Consider the following 20,396-nt stretch of genomic DNA (forward strand, 5'->3'; position numbering starts at 1 on the left):
AACCTACCTACTTTCTGTAAAATTTTTTGTGAGTTACAGTAACGCAAACGTTTGCAAGTTCATAGTAGCACTATTGGGGCGATATTTCAACCTTAATTGAATAATTTGTATAATAGTGTAAAATTAACGGAAAAATTTTGTGCAGGATGTCTAAAGACTTAGAAAATAAAACGTTTGCAAATTCATTTATACTATTCAACTGCAATAGGAAAAGGCACAGAAGAAACCTGGAGATAATAACCAGTGATTTAAAATAGTAACGCCGCAAGTCTTTCAAGCGCCCCCTATTTATGCTATACTGTAAACACTTAGCGGCTAACAAAAACAGTTATAAAGGAGAAGGATATGGATTACAGGACATATTTGAAGAACTACCCGGACAAAGACGGGCGTTTTGGCCCTTATGGAGGCGCTTATTTAACGGATGAACTGATCCCGGCTTTTGAGGAGATCGCGGACGCGTACCAGACGATCTGCCACTCCTCCCAGTTTATCAACGAACTGCGGAGAATCAGGAAGGAGTTCCAGGGCAGACCGACGCCGGTCTACCACTGCGAGCGTCTCTCCAAAAGCATCGGCAACTGCCAGATCTATTTAAAGAGAGAGGACTTAAACCACACAGGGGCTCATAAGCTAAACCACTGCATGGGCGAGGGACTTCTGGCGAAGTTCATGGGAAAGAAGCGTCTGATCGCGGAGACAGGAGCTGGCCAGCACGGCGTGGCTCTGGCCACGGCTGCGGCTTTCTTTGGCCTGGAGTGCGAGATCCATATGGGGGAAGTCGACATTGCGAAGCAGGCTCCCAATGTGACGAGAATGAAGATTCTGGGCGCCAAGGTGGTGCCTGTGACACACGGTCTCAAGACCTTAAAGGAAGCAGTTGATTCCGCTTTCGAATCGTATGCGAAGAATTATAAGGACTCGATCTACTGTATCGGTTCCGCGCTGGGCCCGCATCCATTCCCGTTGATGGTGCGTGATTTCCAGTCAGTCGTGGGATACGAGGCGAGAGACCAGTTTTATGAGATGACAGGGATGTTCCCGGACGAGGTGTGCGCCTGTGTCGGCGGCGGAAGCAACTCCATCGGTATGTTCATTCCATTCCTGGATGATCCCGTGGACATCACCGGCGTGGAGCCTTTAGGCAGAGGCGAGAAGTTAGGCGACCATGCGGCTTCCATGAAGTTTGGAGAAAAGGGCATCATGCATGGCTTTGAGAGCATCATGCTGAAGGACGAGAACGGAGAACCGGCGCCGGTATATTCCATTGCCAGCGGTCTGGACTACCCGTCGGTAGGACCGGAGCACGCATTTTTACATGACCTGGGCCGTGTGAAATACGAGACAGTCAGCGACGAGCAGGCCATGGAAGCTTTCTTCAAGCTGTCCCGCTACGAGGGAATCATTCCCGCGATTGAGAGCTCTCACGCCGTGGCATACGCGATGCGCAGGGCGAAGGAGATGAGACAGGGTTCGATCCTGGTGTGCTTAAGCGGCAGAGGCGATAAGGATATTGACTATGTGGTGGAACATTATGGATATGGCGATCAGTTTTTAGACTAACTGTGAGACTGCCACGTACAGTGAGGGGAGGCCGGTAAACGGTCTCCCTTTTCGATTTGTAAAGGACGCTTTATTTCTTAGTAAAATTTCAGTAAATATTTACTATTTTCATTGACTCTGGAAGATAATGGAACTATAATAAAATTGAAAGGTGAGGATATAAAACATGGCTACAATTAAAGAAATTTCTCAGCTGGCGAATGTCTCGAGTACGACGGTATCGCGTGTGCTGAATCAGGATGACACCATTGTGGTAAGTCCTGAAGTAAGAAAGAAGATATTTAAAATTGCCCACGAATTAAACTATGTCCCACCCAGAATGCGGCATGCGCAGAAAGAAAAGGAAATTGTCATAGGAGTTGCGGATTGGCACATCATCAGGAAGGACAGGCCGAATATCCGGATTTCTTCTCTGGACTGCATTGCAAAGACCATGGCGGAAAAGACCGACGTGAAGTTTGTACGTATGGACAAGGCGGCACCGTCACATTACGACGGAATCATCGCCTTTGGTGTCTTCTCCGAGTCGGAGATGGAGAGTCTGCGGATGCAGAGCTTCGCCATCGTGTTTATTAATTCGGATCCAAAGGACTACGAGTACGACTGTATCGTCATGGACTTTACAAAGGGAATACGGGAGATGCTTTACTATCTTCTGGACAGAAAGCAGTACCGGAGTGTCGGGTACATAGGCGGACTTTATGAAGAGGGAGACTTGCGCATCGGTTACCGGAGACTGGAGGGCTTGAGAGAGACCTTCCGGGAGCGGGGCTGTTACGATGAGAATCACTTCTTTATCGGGGAGTTCAGCCGGGATGGCGGATACGAGCTTGCAAGACAGGCGGCAGCGTCGGGGCATTTGCCGGAAGCGGTGCTTTTAGGCAGCGACGAGGTGGCCGAAGGGGTGCTGGAGGCATTTTTTGATGCGGGGCTCCGGGTACCCAAGGATGTGGCCGTGGTGATCTACAAGGATATCGAGACACTGGAATCCCAGTGGCCGACGTACACCAAGGTTCGTATGTTTCCGGAGATTGTCTGGCAGACAGCGATCAAACTTCTCCTGGAACAGATCCAGGGCGGACGCAGCGACAACATGACAATTTATCTTCCCACCAAGCTAGAGGTTGGCGACAGCGCATAACGGTAACCCCAGAGAAGATGGATCAGGTAAAGGAGAGCGTTATGAAAAAATCAGTTTCTGTAATGATGGCAATTGCACTGTGTGCAGCAATGGTCAGCGGATGTTCAGGATCCGGCGGACAGAAGGATACCGCGGCAGATACCAAGGCTGCAGTGGAGACAACTGCTTCCGGAGCAGCGGAAAAAGGGTCTGAGGAACAGACGGCTGCGGCGGAAAATAAGAAGATTGACAAACTGAACGTATACTTCGTTCCTTCCAGAGAACCGGAAGAGATTGTAACGGCAACAGAACCATTAAAGGAGATGTTAAAGACAGAACTCGCCAAGGAAGGGTATGATATCGGTGAGGTGGTTATCACAGTAGGTACCAGCTATGAGGCAGTAGGCGAGGCCCTTTCCGCGGGAACCGCGGATATCGGTCTGATTCCAGGCGGAACGTATGTGCTTTACGACGATGGTGCCGATGTTATCCTGACAGCAACCCGTGACGGACTGAGCAAGAATTCCGACAGCGCCAAGGACTGGAATGACGGCAAGGCAACAGAGCCGACAGACCAGCAGGTTACTTCCTACCGTGCGCTGATGATCGCAGGACCATCCGAAAAAGGGCAGGAGCTGGCAAAGAAGGTTAACAGCGGAGAAGCGCTGACCTTTGATGATCTGAGCAGCGCAAACTGGAGCGTGATGTCTTCCTCATCACCGGCCGGATACATCTATCCGTCTTTATGGCTTCAGGAGAACTTTGAGAAGAACATTCTGGATCTTGGGCATGCGGTTCAGTCCGATTCTTACGGCAGCGCATTTGCAAGACTGGCTTCCGGACAGGTGGATGTCCTCTGTACATACGCAGACGCCCGCAGAGACTATGAAGAAAAGTGGAATTCCGAGTATGGAAGAAGCGGATCGATCTGGGAAGAGACGAATGTGATCGGTGTAACTCCTCCAATCTATAACGATACAGTCAGCGTAAGCAAGACTTCCAAGATTATGGATGACGCCTTTAAGACAGCCATTCAGAATGCCTTTATCAACATTGGAAAGACAGAAGATGGCAAGAAGGTAATCGCCATTTACAGCCATATGGGATATGAGCCTGCACAGTCTTCCGATTACGATAATGAGCGCGCAGCACAGAAGATGATTCAGGAATTAAATGCCAAATAAGCGATAAGCACGATTATTAAGGAGGCACCGTAAAGAAATATGGTTTACGGCGCCTCCTTTTGGGTTTCCATGAGAAAATACTAAAGTCGAGGTAGGAGCATGATTGAATTTGATAAAGTAGGAAAGACGTACCCCAATGGTTTCAACGCACTGAAGGATGTCAATTTAAAGATCGAGCAGGGAGAATTTGTGGCGATCATTGGCCTTTCCGGCGCCGGGAAATCCACGCTTCTGCGGACCATTAACCGGATGCACGACATCACCGAGGGGAAGCTTACTGTGGACGGAACCGATGTGATGCAGCTGAAAGGTAAGGAACTCCGCCGTTTCCGCAGAAAGATCGGCATGATCTTCCAGTCGTTTAACTTAGTGACCCGGACAAAGGTCATCAATAACGTGCTGATGGCAAAGGTGCCGGATCTGTCCTTTATTAGGGCACTCCTCGGGATCTATCCGAAGGATGACAAGCTGGCGGCCCTGGAGGCTCTGGATAAGGTGGGGATTCTGGACAAGGCGTTTGTGCGCGCGGACCAGCTCTCCGGCGGGCAGCAGCAGAGAGTGGCCCTGGCGAGAACCCTTGCGCAGAATCCGCAGATCATCCTGGCGGATGAGCCGGTGGCATCCTTAGACCCGGTAACGGCCAAGCAGGTTATGGAGGACTTCCAGAGGATCAACAAGGAGATGAATATCACCATTCTTCTTAACATTCACCACGTGGAACTGGCGCTCACGTACGCCAGCCGCGTGGTCGGCATCCGTGCGGGCCAGATCGTCTATGACGGCCCCGTATCCGATGTCAATGAAGAGATCCTGAACAATATCTACGAAGGGAAGCTGGAGCAGGAGGTGGCCGGATGAGTTTATACGACAAGGTCTTTCCGCCGAAGAAAATGACGATTTCCAATGGTAAGACAATTGAAAAACCGGCTTCGCGTCTGCCTCTCGTTGCGGTTATCCTGCTGATTATGACGGCCATTTCCGTGAAGATAACCGGATTTGACTTGAGGGTTCTGGCCGAGAGGGGAAATCAGTTTTTCGTCATACTGGGCATGATGATCCCGCCGAGGGTCTCCTATATGTCACAGATCTGGAAACCGCTATTTGATACCATCAAAATGTCGCTTTTAGGTACGGTAGTCGGCGCGGTGCTGGTGGTACCGTTTGCCATGGCGGCTTCCACCAATGTGATTAAGAGCAGGCTGGTGATCAGTGTCATGAGGCTGTTCCTGAGTATTGTGAGAACGCTTCCTACGCTGGTAACCGCTCTGATCGCTACCTATGTATTCGGACTGGGCACTCTGGCAGGAACCACGGCGATTGCCATCTTCACATTCGCCTATATGGGGAAAATCCTGTATGAGGAGATCGAGACGGTGGATATGGGCGCCTTCGAGGCGGTGGAAGCCATCGGGGCTACGCGGGTCCGCGCATTTGTCAGCGCAATTATACCGCAGGTACTCCCATCCTACATCTCCAACGGCCTGTTCTGTTTTGAGGGAAATGTCCGGTACGCCGCGATCCTCGGTTACGTGGGCGCGGGCGGCCTGGGCCTGATCCTGAATGAAAAGCTGGGCTGGAGAGAGTATTCCAGCGTCGGCATGATCCTGGTGATGTTGTTTCTTACGGTATTCATCATCGAATCGGTGAGCCGTTACTGCCGGAAAAAACTGGTATAGAGGGGAGAGCGGAAAATGAACAAACAGATTGAACAAGCATATAAAGATCGTCCGCGCAGCACGGTATACCAGATTGTGGTATCGGTGATCGTGGTGGCCCTGATCGTATGGTCCGGTTCCGCGGTGGAATTCACGGGAGGCGGGGCAAACGGCGGGCAGATCGCCTTAAACATTTTAAAGGGAATCTTTCATCCCGATCCAAAGCTGCTCTTTAACTTTACCATGCAGGGCGTGCCCTACCTTCTTCTGGAGACCGTCTGCATCGCATTTTTGGGTACACTGGTGGGCGCGGTACTGGCGATCCCGTTTTCGTTTCTGTCCGCATCGAATCTGATGCCGGCGCCCATCGCCTGGCTGAGCCGGATGGCCATCATGGCAATCCGTACTGTGCCGGCGTTTGTCTATGGACTGATGTTTATCCGTGTCAGCGGGCCTGGGGCATTTACAGGACTTTTGACCATGTCCGTGTGTTCCATCGGTATGGTGTCCAAGATGTATATTGAGGCAATCGAGGATCTGGACATCAGAATTCTGGAGTCGCTGGACGCCTGCGGCTGCAATACGATGCAGAAGATCAGGTATGGAATTCTGCCTCAGCTGATTCCGAATTTTGCATCGACGGTCATTTACCGTTTTGATATTAACTTAAGAGATGCCACTGTGCTGGGTCTGGTAGGCGCGGGCGGTATCGGCGCACCACTGATCTTCGCCATGAATTCCTATCGCTGGAACGAGGCGGGAGCCATTCTGGTGGGGCTGATTGTGCTGGTTCTGATTGTGGAATACATTTCCACGAGAATCAGGGTAAAACTGACGAGGGGATAAACATGAGAAAGACAGCAAAAATTTATTATACATCAGATGTCCACGGATATCTTTTCCCTTCTGCATATACGGAACGGAGCGAGAAGCCGGCCGGACTGTTAAACTGCATTGCCAATTATCAGAAGGACGGGAATACGCTGGTCCTGGACGGGGGCGACACGCTACAGGGGTCCCCCATGGCCATTTACCTGTCCGCAGGCAGGAAGGAAGGCCTGGAGGCGGAGCATGCCATTGCGGACGTCTTTAACGCCGGTGGTTACGACGCGGTGACTCTTGGAAATCATGATTTTAACTTCGGATATGAGTATCTGGAGCATCATTTAAATGCCTTAAACGCGCGCTGCATCTGTGCCAATGTCCGGGACCGGAAAGGCCGCCTGGGAGTGATATCCAGCCAGGTATTTACCATGGAAAATGGTCTGCGGCTGGGAGTAACCGGTGTGGTAACCGATTTTGTCAATGTGTGGGAACAGCCGGAGCATATGAGAGATTTGGAAGTGACCGACGCCTTCTCGGCGGCAGAACGGGAACTGGAGTGCTTAAAGGCGATCTCGGATGTGACGGTGTGCATCTATCACGGCGGCTATGAATGTGATCTGGAAACCGGAGACCTGCTGAGTGAGAGCGGGGAAAATGTGGGATGCCGGATCCTTCGGGAGCTGGATTTCGACGTGCTGCTGACCGCTCATCAGCACATGATGGTGCCTGTCAGGAAGATAAGCGGGACCACAACGCTGCAGCTTCCGGCAAATGCGGTCTGCTATGCAAAGCTGGAGATCGCCTGTGAGGATGGAGAAGTGTCCGTCTCGGCCTCGATCGATCCGGCGGGGGAGATTCATGATGAGGAACCGTACCGGTCCCTGCTTCCGCTGGAGCAGAGGGTTCAGCAGTGGCTTGACGAGAAGGCGGGCAGCCTGGAGGAGGATATTCCCCGGCAGTCCAAGCTTGCGATGGCGCTTCAGGGCTCCAGGGTAGCCGATTTCTTTAACCAGCTCCAGCTGGAATATTCGGGAGCGGATCTCTCCTGTGTGGGGCTGGGGAACACACCGATGGGACTGGCGAAACGTGTGACAACACGGGATATCGTGTCTGTGTACCCGTTTGCCAACACGCTGGTGGTTCTGGAAGTGGACGAAACGGTGATGAAGAAGGCGCTGGAACGGTGTGCGGAATATTTCACCGTGGAAAACGGAGAAGTGCGGGTTTCGGACGTATTTTTAAAGCCTAAGGTCGAGCACTACAATTACGACTTCTTCGCCGGGATTTCCTGTGAGTTCGATCTGCGCAGACCGGTGGGAGACCGCGTGACGAAGCTTCTGTATGGCGGGGCCCCTATTGGCGGACGGAAGCTTACGCTCTGTATGAGCGATTACTGCGCCAGCGGGACGGGCGGCTATGATTTCTACCGCAAATGCCGGGTGGTGAAACGGATCGGCTCCGAGGTGCCGCAGATGGCCCTTCGGTATTTAAGAGAGCATGAGACGGTGCAGATAGAAACAAGGAGTGATCTCTCCGTGGTATGGTAATTGGCCTCTATATAACTGTAAGTTATAAAAGATATATAAATAAAGTATAAAAAAAGTATAAAGTTTTTATTGATTTCTGTACGGTAAAGTGATAAACTCCATTTCATCAGAAGTTTGGAGAAAAAACGGGATGATTTGTCTGCGGCGCAGCGTCTCTTTTTTCTCCGGAACCTCTGACCAGACACAGGAGGAATTGGTCTGGTTGAAGAAAAAGGAGAGACAGAGTATGAATGGCTTAACAATGATGATTCTTGCCGTCGTAGTGCTGGGCGGCGCGTACTTAATCTACGGGAGGTATCTTGCAAAGAAATGGGGCATCAATCCGGATTCCAAAACGCCCGCCTATGAGATGGAGGACGGTGTGGATTACGTTCCGGCCGATACCAACGTGGTATTTGGCCACCAGTTTGCATCAATTGCCGGCGCGGGGCCGATCAACGGACCGATTCAGGCGGCGATGTTCGGATGGCTTCCTGTTATGCTCTGGATTCTGCTGGGCGGCGTGTTCTTCGGCGCAGTACAGGATTTTGCCTCCATGTATGCCTCCGTGAAAAATAAGGGCCGTTCCATCGGCTATATCATCGAACTCTATATCGGAAAACTTGGAAAACGGCTGTTTCTGCTGTTTACCTGGCTGTTCTCCATTCTGGTGGTAGCGGCATTTGCCGATATCGTGGCGGGTACCTTCAATGGTTTTGACGCCAACGGAGCCACGGTGACTGCCAACGGCGCGGTTGCGACGACCTCGCTGCTCTTCATCGTATTTGCCGTGGGACTGGGCTTTTATTTAAAATATACGAGATTCCCCAAGATGCTTAACACGCTGTTTGCAATCGCGCTTCTCGTACTGGCCGTAGGCCTGGGGCTGGCATTTCCCATCTATGTGCCGCAGAGCGCATGGCTGATATTCGTATTTATCTACGTGATCATTGCCTGTGTGACACCGGTATGGGCGCTTTTACAGCCTCGTGACTACTTAAACAGCTATCTGCTGATCGCCATGATCGTGGGATCGGTGCTCGGCATCTGTGTATACAATCCGTCTATGAATCTGCCTTCCTTTACAGCCTTCAAGCTGACCGCGGCCAACGGGAGCGTCTCCTATTTATTCCCGGCGCTGTTCGTCACCATTGCCTGCGGCGCTGTATCGGGCTTCCACTCTCTGGTCGCCTCGGGAACGGCCTCCAAGCAGATTAAAAATGAAAAGAACATGCTTCCGGTATCCTTTGGAGCCATGCTTTTGGAGAGTCTTCTTGCCATTACGGCGCTGATCGCGGCCGGATTCGTCGCCACACAGGAAGGACTTCCGGCAGGAACGCCGCCGCAGCTGTTTGCACAGGCCATTTCCATCTTTTTGACAAGCCTCGGGCTTCCGGAATCCGTCTGCTATACGTTAATCACCCTGGCGATTTCCGCGTTTGCACTGACGAGTCTCGATTCCGTAGCGCGTGTGGGACGTATCGCGTTCCAGGAATTCTTCACGGATGACAGCATCGCCCCGGAGGATCAGTCACCGCTTAACAAGGTTCTGACCAATAAGTATTTTGCCACCATCCTGACACTGGTGCTCTGCTATGCGCTTTCCCGCGCCGGTTACGCCAGCATCTGGCCGCTGTTCGGTTCGGCGAACCAGCTGCTTTCCGCACTGGCCCTGATCGCCTGCGCCGTATTCTTAAAGAAGACGAAACGCCAGGGCGCCATGCTCTGGGGGCCGATGGTGATCATGCTTGGCGTCACATTTACGGCTCTGGCTTTAAAGATCACGGAACTGGTGACCGCACTTTCCGGCCAGTTTGTCTTCGGCAATGCCCTGCAGCTGGTATTCGCAGTGCTTCTTCTGATTCTGGGCGTGATTGTAGCCTTTGAGGGGATTAAGAAGCTGATCGGAAAAGATGAGACTTCAGAAAATACAGAGACCTCAGACGCAAAGAAGTCCGCGGGAGAAGTCGTCGCATAGATAAGCTGCGGATGTGGATGCCGCATTACCATGAAAGAGTCCGGCTTGCCGGACTCTTTACTTTTTCTCCACCGCAATCCAGACCTCCACAAGGCCATTCTCTCCATAATACTCGAGATCCGGTGCGTTTGATTTCATCCGGCCGGTTATGTAGCCTTTATTTAACGGTCTATATTTAAACTTCGGCAGCCATTTTGTGATGGCCTGCGCTTCCGTCTTTCCGATCGTTTCAAGGGTACAGGGGAAGATGGCCCAGGTCCTGGCCGGTACTTCATAAGACGACAATGCATCCCCCGCCTCCGTATCGCTCGATACCGCTATAAGATAATCGAATATCCGCGGATCGGCTTCATCGGTGTTATAGATATTAATGCCGAACAGGCCGTAAGGTTCCTGATTCGCCCGTAATAATAAGTCCTTCTCAAGCCCTTTCGCTTTGAAGTCCGCCCAGTGTGCGGGAATCATTTTCCTTCCCTGCCCTTTTTGATTCGTTGTGCGCATGGCAGGACCGACAACGCGGAAACTGTCTTTTTTCTCGATTCGAAACGGCGGTTCCATGTTTTTCATAATTGTTATTCCTTTCCGGTTAGAAATTACGTATTTTTAAGCTTGTACGGCTGTATTTGCCTCGTTTAACAGCAGTGCTTTTACAAAAGCCCTGTTATCGCTGCGAAGTAAAAAGAAGAATGCACTGCTGCGGCATTTTTGCTGCCGCTGGCCTCTCAGGACAAAGTCGTAGCCCATGGCGCATTTGGAGTTGCATGCGGAGGGGTCCAACAGGCGTTTGCACACGGGGGCGTCCTGGATGGCCATTGCCAGCTCGTCGGAGATGGTATTAAACACCTCCATGTAGTCCGCCAGATGGTTTGGATAGATGCGGACCATCAGTCCCTTTCTGCGGAATACGTAGTTGAGGATCGTCTTTTTTTTCTGAAGGCAGGAGACGACATAGCCGCTTTTTGCCTGCTTTATCTCTGTTTTGCAGCCGAGTTTCGTCAGCTCCTCATGCAGTTCCCTTACAAATTCCCGGTTATCTCCATCGACAGTGGATAAAAAATCATCAAATGTATATTTTTCGCTCATAACGCTGCTCCTTCCTGCATTTTCATCGCTCTTCTATAATGGGTATCCATATCTGGGCCTTATACGTATCGCTGGTCTGATCCCCGTCACTGTACCATTCTAACTCGGGACAGGGCGCATGCTTAAAGGGGTACTTGATAAGCCACTCCTCGTTAAGATACTTCCAGCCATGGTGTATGGACTGCGGTATTTTACCATGGCAGTCGAAGACGGCCCATGCGGCTGGGGGAATGACGATCTCGTCAAATCCCGGAGGCGCTTCCTGATCGGATATTACCATGATGGAATAGACCGTCTCATCGCGCTGTTCACAAAAATCGGTAAACAGGCCGAAGATTCCTTTCGGATTACCGCGGTCCAGCGAAATCAGTTTCGCCGTATCGCCCCGCGCATGGCATTCGCTCCAGAATTCGGGGATCTGGAGGCAGTGCTCTCCGTTTTTACAGGAAAATGTCTTGCTTTTACCGATAAGCCGGAAAGACTCTTTCTGATCGATATGCCACGAATACTGCTGTCTGTTTGATATCTGCATCTTCGGCGCTATTTTTAATTCTGAACGGCCATCCCTTGCTTCTTTGGGCGTTATGCCGTGAAACTGCTGGAAGGCTTTCGTAAAGGAGGTCGGCGAGGCATAGCCGTACTTATAGCTGATATCAACTACCTTTAAATCCGTGCTTTTTAAGTCATAGCCGGCCAGCGTCAGTTTTCTGGAGCGGATGTACTCGGAAAAACTGATTCCATTCATATAGGAAAAGACCTTCTGAAAGAAACCAAAGGAGCAGCCCGCAATGTCCGATACCACGTTTTCGTCAATGGGTTCTTCCCGCCGCTGCAGATGGTCTTCCACATAATCGATGATTCTTTGTAATTTTTCGTTCCATTCCATTTTAAGTGATCTCCGTCTTCCTGGTTGTTTTTCTATTTTACCATTTATAAATCCCAATTTCCTCTTATTATTGGTACTGGAAGGATAATTTATCATAAAGATAGACTTCTTTTCATTTTTATGGTATCGTATTTCTTAACAAAGGAAATAATTTCGATTACCGGAGGCTGTTGGAATAGCGATATTCCGGGGCTTCTTTTTAGATGAAAATCAGGAGGGGTTATGAGTATCAGGGCAATTGTAGTGGACAATTCAGAGGAGCTTCTGGAGAAAATTACCAGAATATTAAGGGAGATGGAGGACGTCGAGCTATGCGGCAGCTTCGGCGAAGCGATTGCGGCGATTCAATATGTGAAGGAGAATCCGGTGGATATCGTATTTTCTGACGTGGTGATGCCGGATATCAGCGGGATCACGCTGGCATCCAAGATATATCAGCTTCAGGATCCGCCGGAGGTAGTGCTCTTATCCGGAATACCCGGGTTCTCGCTGGAAGCGTGGAAGATTCGTGCGTTCGGCTTTATCATTAAGCCGTATACGAGAGTGCAGATTGTGGATATGTTAAACCGTTACCGGTGCGAGAGAGAGGCCCGGAAGGTTCTGTAGACAATTGGAACAGGAGAGGACTTATGATGGAAGCAGATATTCTGTTATTTATGGGACAGAGCAATATGGCCGGACGCGGCGACGATCAGCTGGCTCCGAAGGTGCTGCCCGGGGCGGCCTGGGAATACCGGGCGGTGACGGAGCCGGACAGACTGGTACCGCTTGCAGAACCATTTGGAGTAAATGAGAACCGTGAGGGAGGAGTCTGGGAGCCAGGCATGAAGACCGGCTCCATGGCTGCGGCGTTTGTAAATGCGTGTTATCGAAAGACGGGACGGCCGGTTATCGCAGTGTCGTGTTCCAAGGGAGGTTCCAGCATCCGGGAATGGCAGCCGGATACTCCGTATTTTAAGGACGCAGCGGCGCGGTTTTCCGCGTGCTTAAGCTTTGTGGAGTCTCAGAAGATCGCGGTGCATTCGATCGGGATGGTCTGGTGTCAGGGATGCACGGATGCGGACAATGGGATGACCAAGGAAGAATATAAAGAGAAGACGCTGACCTTATTCCAGGCCTTTCAGGCGCTGGGGGTTGAGAATATCTTTTTGATTCAGATCGGAAACCACAGGGAGCAGCCGGACCTCTACGTTCCCATGCAGGAGGCCCAGGAGGAGCTGGCGGCCTCCGTGGATACCATTTTCATGACATCACGGTCCTTTCGCACATTCCGCGACAGGGGGCTGATGAAGGATTCCTACCATTATAAGCAGGAGGCGTATAATCTGGTAGGGGAAGAGGCGGGAGCCCAAACCGGAGAAATCCTGAAATAAAACAGAATATCAAAATTACTTATGCTGATTGGCCAATCTCCATTCCCGTGGAGGTTGGCCATACGTTTTTTTAAAGGCCCTGGAAAAATGCAGCTGGCTGGGGTAACCGACCCGTGCGCTGATCTCTCCAATGGGAAGATTGGTCGTCTCCATGTACTCGCAGGCCTTTGCCATCCGGAAACGGATCAGGAATTCCTGCGGCGTAACAGAGAGGACATCCTTAAAGATCTTGCCGAAATAGCTGCGGTTTAAGTTGCAGAAGGCGGCAATATCCTCCACCGTGATATCGTTCTGGTAGTTGTGTTCCACAAAGGAGACCGCCTCCCGGGCATAAAAATCCTTCAGCTGGCCGCCCACAGCCGTCATACGGCGGTTGGAGGACTTGATCAGCGCGTCGAGAGCCAGATAAAGGTGGCCGATCAAATGAAAGGAAGATTCGGTCGTATGGCCGGCAATATAGATCATCTCGTCTTTTAAGACCTGTTCCATGGCTGGATTGTTGCTGTTGTAAACCGGCAGATCGAAGGACAGGCCGGACAGGGCGATGATCTCCGGCGCCTTCAGGCCGTCGAATTCCACCCACGCGTACTCCCACGGATCCAGGGAATCGGCAATGTACGTATTGGTCTGGCCGGGCGAGATTAAGAAGCCCTGACCGGCGTGAAGATGGTATTCCGTATCCTTTTTGCTGCTGTCGGTAGAGACGAAGAGCCCCTTTCCGGAAATGATATAGTGAAACAGATAATGGTTGCGCGCCGCCGGCCCGAAGGAGTGGTGCGGATCACATTTCTCCCATCCGTATTGAAACAGGGTACAGTCAACGAAATTCTTATCGGTAAACAGGGCAAATGAAAAATTAGACAAAAAAGCACCTCCGCTCTATCCGTTTCTGGGGATTAATTATAAATATTATATACCAAAATGCGTGGTGACTTCAAGATATTTCGCACAAGAAAGCATTTTGGTATATTTGTATCAGGGTATTTCCATTTACGGTGAGAGTGGCAATGTGCTAATATATAGTCACAGAAACGAAGACATAATTACAAGATGTGCACAAATAAAAGAAAAATTCATTGGCCGATGAAGAAAATCAGATGGTAATAATAACGAAAACTCAGAATGAATCAGGATTGCAAGGAGGAAATAAAAGTGATCAAATTGTGGAAAAAAGGTATAGCACTTACCATGGCGGCGGCGATGGCGGTATCTTTAACGGCATGCGGCGGCGGTAATTCTTCATCAGGCGGCAGCAAAGAAGCGGGAAATACACCGGCTGCGGACGCAGGCGGAAAATTAAATGTAGCAATTTGGGATAACGGACAGAAGCCGGGACTGGATCAGATCCTCGCCGATTTCACGAAGGAGACCGGAATCGAGACCGATTTACAGGTAATCACATGGGACAGCTACTGGACACTTTTAGAGGCGGGAGCCTCAGGCGGCGACATGCCTGACGTATTCTGGATGCACTCCAACGAGGCGACAAAGTATATGTCCAACGACATTCTTCTGGATCTCACCGATAAAGTGGCATCCAGCGAAAAACTGGAGATGGATAAGTTCCCGTCCGATATTAAGGAAATGTACCAGTACGACGGAAAGACCTACGCGGTACCGAAGGACATCGACACCATTGCCTTATGGTACAACAAGGATATGTTCGATGAGGCCGGAATCGCCTATCCGGATGATACCTGGACCTGGGATGATTTATACGATGCGGCGGTGAAGCTGACTAAGGACGACGGAAGCCAGTACGGAATCGCCATGAACCCCTCCAACGAGCAGGACGGCTGGATGAACGTGATCTACTCCATGGGCGGAAATGTCATTTCTGATGATATGAAGAAGTCTGGTTTTGATGATCCAAACACCATTAAAGCTATGGAATACGTGGATAAGCTGGTAAAAGACGCAATGCCTCCGGCAGCGGTTATGTCTGAGACGGGCACCGATGTACTTCTCGGTTCCGGTAAGATTGCAATGCTGTCCCAGGGCTCCTGGATGGTGGCTGCATTTAAGGACAACGAATACATAGCAGAGCACTGTGACGTAGCAGTTCTTCCAAAGGATGCTGAGACAGGAAAACGCGTTTCTTTATACAATGGTTTAGGATGGGCGGCCAGCGCCAACACAAAGAATCCGGAGGCGGCTTGGAAGCTGATCGAGTTCCTTGGAACGAAGGATATGCAGTTAAAGCAGGCACAGCTGGGGGTTACCATGGCGGCCTATGAAGGCGTATCCGATGAATGGGTAAATAACACAGATAAGTTCAATTTACAGCCTTATCTGGATATGATGAACGGTGATATCGTATTTCGTCCGCATTCCAGAAGCACTCTTGTATGGTGGAATATGATGACGACCGAGTTAAAAGAGGCATGGTCCGGTAATCAGGATATGGCTGCCGTATGCGGGACAATTTCAGAAAAAATGGATCAGATGCTGGCAGACGAGTAAGGCCTGGAGCGTGTTTGAAAAATTCGGATATGAATTTTCAAACACGCTCTGGTACGAGAAGGAGGGATTTCTGTGGCAAAGGGAACAGAATTGAAAATAAAAAGAAAGATCACCAGCCGGGAAAAGAACGAGTTTTTATGGGGCTGGGCGTTTATCCTGCCGACCATGATCGGACTGATTGTACTGAACATCTATCCGATTATCAAGACGATCTATGAGAGCTTCTTCAAGACAGGCGATTTCGGAAAGGGCAACATCTTCATCGGCCTGGCCAATTACCAAAGAGTCTTAACGGACCCGGAGGTATGGCAGTCGCTGCTTAATACATTCAAATACGCCATCGTGGAAGTGCCGTTTTCCATTATCATCGCGCTGGTTCTGGCCGTGCTGCTGAACCGGAAGATGAAGGGGCGGGCCGCTTACCGTACGATCTTCTTCCTCCCCATGGTTGCGGCCCCCGCGGCGATTGCCATGGTGTGGAGATGGCTCTTTAACTCGGAGTTCGGCCTTCTAAACAATGTGTTCGGAACCAATATTAACTGGATCTCCAACCCGAATATCGCCGTCTATTCCATCGGCGTCATCGGCGTGTGGTCCATCATCGGCTACAACATGGTCCTGTTCTTATCAGGGCTTCAGGAGATTCCGAAGGATTACTATGAGGCGTCCAATATTGACGGTGCAAGCGGGATCTACCAGTTTTTCCATATCACCGTTCCGCTTCTGTCACCGACTATTTTCTTCGTGACGGTGACCAGAGTGATCGGCGCGCTTCAGGTATTTGACTTAATCTTCATGGTTATGGACAGAAACAATCCGGCGCTCTCCAAGACCCAGTCCCTGGTCTACTTATTCTATCAGTATTCCTTCGTACAGAATAACAAGGGCCTTGGTTCCACCATTGTCGTTGTACTTCTGGCCATCATCATGATCATCACGGTATTCCAGATGAAGGCGCAGAAAAAATGGGTTTATTATAATTAGAGAGGGGGAGACGAAACATGGTAAAAAAGAAAAAGGCGGCAGCCATATCCATTCACGTTGTTTTGATCCTGGTAAGCATTACGATGCTCGTGCCGTTTATCTGGATGGCGCTCACCGCATTTAAGACATCAACAGAGGCAACTTCTGTCAATCCGTTCGTCATCTTCCCGGCCGTATGGCAGACGGATAATTTTAAGACGGTTATTGATAATATGAATTTCCTTCAGCTGTATATCAATACCATCCTTCTGATCGTGGGCCGTGTCGCGGCCGCGGTCCTCACGGCGACCATGGCGGCCTATGCGTTTGCACGGCTGAATTTTAAGGGAAAGAACTTCATGTTTTCCCTGGTCCTGTTTCAGATGATGGTGCCCGGACAGATTTTCATTATTCCGCAGTATTTAATGGTGAGTAAGATGGGCCTTTTGGACACAGTGTTTGCCCTGATATTCCCGGGGCTTGTGACCGCGTTCGGAACATTTCTGCTGAGGCAGGCGTATCTGGGACTTCCGAAGGATCTGGAAGAGGCGGCACGTCTGGACGGCTGCAATATCGGTCAGACATTTTTATACATCATGGCGCCTCTGACCCGCTCCGGCATGGTGGCCCTCGGTATCTTTACCGCGGTGTTTGCCTACAAGGATCTGATGTGGCCCATGATCTGCAACAAGACGGTGATGCCGCTGTCCGCCGCGCTGGCGAAAATGCAGGGGCAGTATACGAACAATTATCCGCAGCTGATGGCGGCTTCCCTGCTGGCCTGTGTGCCGATGATTGTGATCTACTTAATATTCCAGAAACAGTTTATTGAAGGTATTGCAACTTCCGGCGGAAAGCTGTAGGATAGAAAACTATAGGATAACGGCAGAGAGAAAGGGATGTGTGAAACGATGAATGTATTGAGTGAAGACAGTATTTTCGGGCAGATATTCGGATTCCTGGGAAATATGATCGCGTTAAATATCCTCTGGCTTGTGACGAGTCTCCCCATCGTGACGATCGGGGCCTCGACCACGGCCATGTATTACACGGCGCTGAAACTCCATAAGGATAAAGATGTCACGGTCTGGAAGGCATTTTTTCACAGCTTTAAGCAGAATTTCATGCAGGCGACGGCCATCTGGGCGGTTTTTGCCGCGGTGGAAGCCCTTCTCCTGTCCTGTGGCTTTATCGGTATCGGGCTGATCACGGGAGTGCTGCTGCTTTACATATTTCCGGTCATTGCCGCATTTTCCAACACCCTGGGTAAGCTGGCTGGCCATGCATTCTATTTCGCCTTTCACAAGCCGGGATACTTGATTGCCACGGCTGCCCTCACATGCCTGCCGATGTATTTTACCATGGTGGATGCGAAGCTTTTTCCCGTCTACCTTCTGATCTGGCTCATGTGCGGATTTTCATTGACGGCTTACGGCAACGCGTGGTTTTACTTGAGGCTGTTTCAGTCGCATCTCAAAGAGTGTCAGAAAAATACTTTTATATAAAATTATAAGGAGATCAGGTTATGGCTATCATTATGAATCAGGCAGAACAGGTATTTACGCTTCAGACGAAACGGACGACTTATCAGATGAAGGCAGGCGATTACGGGATTCTGCTTCATCTCTACTATGGCGCAAGGGTAGAGGACTGTACCATGGATTACCTGCTGCACAGAAAAGATGTGGGATTTTCCGGAAATCCTTACGAGGCGGGGGAGGACAGAACATTTTCCCTGGATACGCTGCCTCAGGAATTTCCCTCCTATGGAGTGGGGGATTACCGGAACAACTGTGTGGGTGTGTGTCAGGCGGACGGAACACGGGCTGCCGACTTCCGCTATGTCTCCTGGGAGATCCGGGAGGGGGCCCATAAGATTCCGGGGCTGCCGTGCCTGTTCGATGAGGATGAAACGGCGGAAACGCTGGTGATATTCCTGGAGGACGCGGCGTCTTCGCTGAAACTGGAGCTGTACTACGTCGTATTTGCGGACCGCGATGTGATCGCCCGCTCCGCCAGAATCACCAATGGAGGAAAGGAGGCGGTCAGGCTGGAGAAGATGATGTCCGCCTGTCTGGAACTGCCGAACGGCTCCTGGGAAGCGATTCATTTCCACGGGCGGCACGCCATGGAGCGAAGGCCGGAGCGCCTTCCGCTGATGCATGGGACGATGGAGGTGGGAAGCCGGAGAGGCACCTCCAGCCATCAGCACAATCCCGGTGTGATTCTGTGCTCGCCTGACGCGACGGAGGAACACGGCGGCTGTTACGGCCTGTCCCTGATTTACAGCGGCAACTTTTCCATGGAGATCGAGATGGACCAGATGGATTCCGTGCGGGCCGTATGCGGAATAAATCCGGAATTCTTTGAGTACCGGCTGGAGCCGGGAGAGGCCTTCGACACGCCTCAGCTCATGATGACCTACAGCGGAAGCGGCCTGGGCCGTATGTCTGCCAATTTCCATTCCATTATCCGCCACAATCTGTGCCGGGGAAAATATAAGTTTGCCAGGAGGCCGGTCCTTATCAACAACTGGGAGGCTACCTACTTTGATTTTAATGAAGAGAAGATTCTCTCCATTGCCAGACAGGCATCGGAGCTGGGTATCGAGATGCTGGTGCTGGATGACGGCTGGTTTGGCAGCCGGGACAGCGACAACGCGGGCCTGGGAGACTGGTTCGTCAATACGGATAAGCTGAAGGGCGGACTGACGGATCTGGTTACAGGCATCAACGGTCTGGGCATGAAATTCGGCATCTGGATCGAGCCGGAAATGGTAAATGAGGACAGCCGCCTGTACCGGGAGCATCCGGACTGGGCTTTGACGATACCGGGCAGAAAACCGTGCAGAAGCAGGAATCAGCTGGTACTTGACATGTCCAGGAGCGAGGTCAGGGACTACGTATTCGATTCGATTGCTGCGGTCCTAAAGAGCGCCAATGTCGAGTATGTAAAATGGGATATGAACCGCAGTATCTGCGATGTCTACAGCGCCGTTCTCCCCAAAGAACGCCAGGGCGAGGTTTACCACCGCTACGTGCTTGGCATCTATGACCTGATGGAGCGCTTTACGTCGTCATTTCCCAATATCCTTTTCGAGGGATGCAGCGGCGGAGGCGGCCGTTTCGATCCGGCTATCCTGTATTACTCGCCGCAGATCTGGTGCAGCGACGACACGGATGGCATCGAGCGGCTGGAGATTCAGTACGGAACTTCGTTCTTCTATCCGATTTCGGCCGTCGGCTCCCACGTATCGGCCATACCGAACCATCAGACGGGACGAAGGACACCGCTTGCGACGCGCGGCGTGGTGGCCATGGCCGGCAGCTTCGGTTATGAGATGGATTTAAATCTCCTGACCGAGGATGAAAAAGAAGCAGTGAAGGCGCAGGTGGAAGACTATAAAAAGTATTATGACCTCATTCACAACGGGGATTACTACCGTCTCGCCAGCCCGCAGGGAGATTCCGGTTTCACTGCGTGGCAGTTTGTATCCGGCGATAAGACGAGGACGCTGCTTAATCTGGTGATCACTCATGTGAGGGCTAATGCCCCCGATCTCTGGTTTAAGCTCCGCGGCCTTGACCCGGAGAAACGGTATCGTCTGGAGGAAGATGGCCGTATCTACAGCGGCAGCGCGCTGATGAATGCCGGGATATCCATCCCGATGATTATGGGCGATTATCCGGCTGTGCAGATGGTACTGACGGAAGTCTGACGGTGAAGGGCTGATCATGGTTTTACGGGATATAAACGTTTAAAGGGCTGTGAAAAAAT

General features: G+C 51.0%; 19 protein-coding genes. 15 read left to right on the forward strand and 4 right to left on the reverse strand.

Features of this window, described 5'->3' with window-relative positions; translation table 11 throughout:
- Positions 1-345 precede the first annotated feature (345 nt).
- From trpB to H8S80_RS11995, 8 genes are all read left to right on the forward strand, one after another.
- A complete protein-coding gene (trpB, locus tag H8S80_RS11960) occupies positions 346-1,563 on the forward strand; it encodes a tryptophan synthase subunit beta (RefSeq protein ID WP_002602050.1) in 1,218 nt (405 codons plus the stop codon).
- Positions 1,564-1,729: 166 nt separating this feature from the next.
- Positions 1,730-2,704, forward strand: coding sequence for a LacI family DNA-binding transcriptional regulator (locus tag H8S80_RS11965; protein WP_002602049.1), 975 nt, complete (start codon positions 1,730-1,732; stop codon positions 2,702-2,704).
- Positions 2,705-2,745: 41 nt separating this feature from the next.
- On the forward strand, positions 2,746-3,867 hold the full coding sequence (locus H8S80_RS11970) for a phosphate/phosphite/phosphonate ABC transporter substrate-binding protein (RefSeq protein WP_002602048.1): 1,122 nt from the start codon (positions 2,746-2,748) through the stop codon (positions 3,865-3,867).
- A 99-nt stretch (positions 3,868-3,966) separates the two neighbouring features.
- Positions 3,967-4,725 carry a phosphonate ABC transporter ATP-binding protein gene (phnC, locus tag H8S80_RS11975; RefSeq protein ID WP_117633234.1) on the forward strand — a complete coding sequence of 253 codons (759 nt, stop codon included), beginning with the start codon at positions 3,967-3,969 and terminating at the stop codon, positions 4,723-4,725.
- A complete protein-coding gene (gene phnE, locus H8S80_RS11980) occupies positions 4,722-5,543 on the forward strand; it encodes a phosphonate ABC transporter, permease protein PhnE (protein ID WP_002602046.1) in 822 nt (273 codons plus the stop codon). Before phnC ends, phnE (H8S80_RS11980) begins: the two co-directional genes overlap by 4 nt.
- 15 nt (positions 5,544-5,558) lie before the next feature.
- Complete coding sequence (gene phnE / locus H8S80_RS11985) at positions 5,559-6,368, forward strand: phosphonate ABC transporter, permease protein PhnE (RefSeq protein ID WP_002602045.1); 810 nt, start codon at positions 5,559-5,561, stop codon at positions 6,366-6,368.
- A gap of 2 nt (positions 6,369-6,370) precedes the next feature.
- Positions 6,371-7,894, forward strand: coding sequence for a bifunctional metallophosphatase/5'-nucleotidase (locus H8S80_RS11990; protein ID WP_117633235.1), 1,524 nt, complete (start codon positions 6,371-6,373; stop codon positions 7,892-7,894).
- A 226-nt stretch (positions 7,895-8,120) separates the two neighbouring features.
- Positions 8,121-9,851, forward strand: a complete 1,731-nt coding sequence (locus tag H8S80_RS11995) for a carbon starvation CstA family protein (RefSeq protein WP_117633246.1) — start codon at positions 8,121-8,123, stop codon at positions 9,849-9,851.
- A 57-nt stretch (positions 9,852-9,908) separates the two neighbouring features.
- Here the strand turns inward: H8S80_RS11995 and H8S80_RS12000 are convergent, their stop codons facing one another.
- From H8S80_RS12000 to H8S80_RS12010, 3 genes are read right to left on the reverse strand one after another with little or no spacing between them, the layout of a single operon-like run.
- Positions 9,909-10,418 (reverse strand): GyrI-like domain-containing protein, encoded by a 510-nt coding sequence (locus tag H8S80_RS12000; RefSeq protein WP_337648750.1) that lies wholly within the window; start codon positions 10,416-10,418, stop codon positions 9,909-9,911.
- 36 nt (positions 10,419-10,454) lie between these two features.
- A complete protein-coding gene (locus tag H8S80_RS12005) occupies positions 10,455-10,934 on the reverse strand; it encodes a hypothetical protein (RefSeq protein WP_117633236.1) in 480 nt (159 codons plus the stop codon).
- Between the two features lie 22 nt (positions 10,935-10,956).
- Positions 10,957-11,820, reverse strand: coding sequence for an AraC family transcriptional regulator (locus H8S80_RS12010; protein WP_029467558.1), 864 nt, complete (start codon positions 11,818-11,820; stop codon positions 10,957-10,959).
- Between the two features lie 222 nt (positions 11,821-12,042).
- Between H8S80_RS12010 and H8S80_RS12015 the strand changes: the two genes are divergently transcribed.
- Together H8S80_RS12015 and H8S80_RS12020 are read left to right on the forward strand one after the other, a co-directional pair.
- Positions 12,043-12,426 (forward strand): LytR/AlgR family response regulator transcription factor, encoded by a 384-nt coding sequence (locus H8S80_RS12015; RefSeq protein ID WP_117633237.1) that lies wholly within the window; start codon positions 12,043-12,045, stop codon positions 12,424-12,426.
- A 23-nt stretch (positions 12,427-12,449) separates the two neighbouring features.
- Positions 12,450-13,193, forward strand: coding sequence for a sialate O-acetylesterase (locus H8S80_RS12020; RefSeq protein WP_117633238.1), 744 nt, complete (start codon positions 12,450-12,452; stop codon positions 13,191-13,193).
- Positions 13,194-13,208: 15 nt separating this feature from the next.
- On the opposite strand, the gene H8S80_RS12025 is transcribed toward H8S80_RS12020, so the two are convergent.
- Entirely contained in the window at positions 13,209-14,057 is an 849-nt protein-coding gene (locus H8S80_RS12025) for an AraC family transcriptional regulator (protein ID WP_002602037.1), read from the reverse strand.
- 258 nt (positions 14,058-14,315) lie between these two features.
- Between H8S80_RS12025 and H8S80_RS12030 the strand changes: the two genes are divergently transcribed.
- The 5 genes from H8S80_RS12030 (at position 14,316) to H8S80_RS12050 (ending at position 20,337) form a co-directional block, all read left to right on the forward strand.
- Entirely contained in the window at positions 14,316-15,656 is a 1,341-nt protein-coding gene (locus tag H8S80_RS12030; RefSeq protein WP_117633239.1) for an ABC transporter substrate-binding protein, read from the forward strand.
- 72 nt (positions 15,657-15,728) lie between these two features.
- Positions 15,729-16,640: a carbohydrate ABC transporter permease gene (locus H8S80_RS12035; protein ID WP_002602035.1), complete on the forward strand. Its 912-nt coding sequence runs from the start codon at positions 15,729-15,731 to the stop codon at positions 16,638-16,640.
- Positions 16,641-16,657: 17 nt separating this feature from the next.
- Positions 16,658-17,482 (forward strand): carbohydrate ABC transporter permease, encoded by an 825-nt coding sequence (locus H8S80_RS12040; protein WP_117633240.1) that lies wholly within the window; start codon positions 16,658-16,660, stop codon positions 17,480-17,482.
- Between the two features lie 48 nt (positions 17,483-17,530).
- Entirely contained in the window at positions 17,531-18,124 is a 594-nt protein-coding gene (locus tag H8S80_RS12045) for a YesL family protein (RefSeq protein ID WP_243008005.1), read from the forward strand.
- A gap of 20 nt (positions 18,125-18,144) precedes the next feature.
- On the forward strand, positions 18,145-20,337 hold the full coding sequence (locus tag H8S80_RS12050) for an alpha-galactosidase (protein WP_117633242.1): 2,193 nt from the start codon (positions 18,145-18,147) through the stop codon (positions 20,335-20,337).
- Positions 20,338-20,396 lie beyond the last annotated feature (59 nt).

It is taken from the genome of Hungatella sp. L36 (assembly GCF_014288035.1).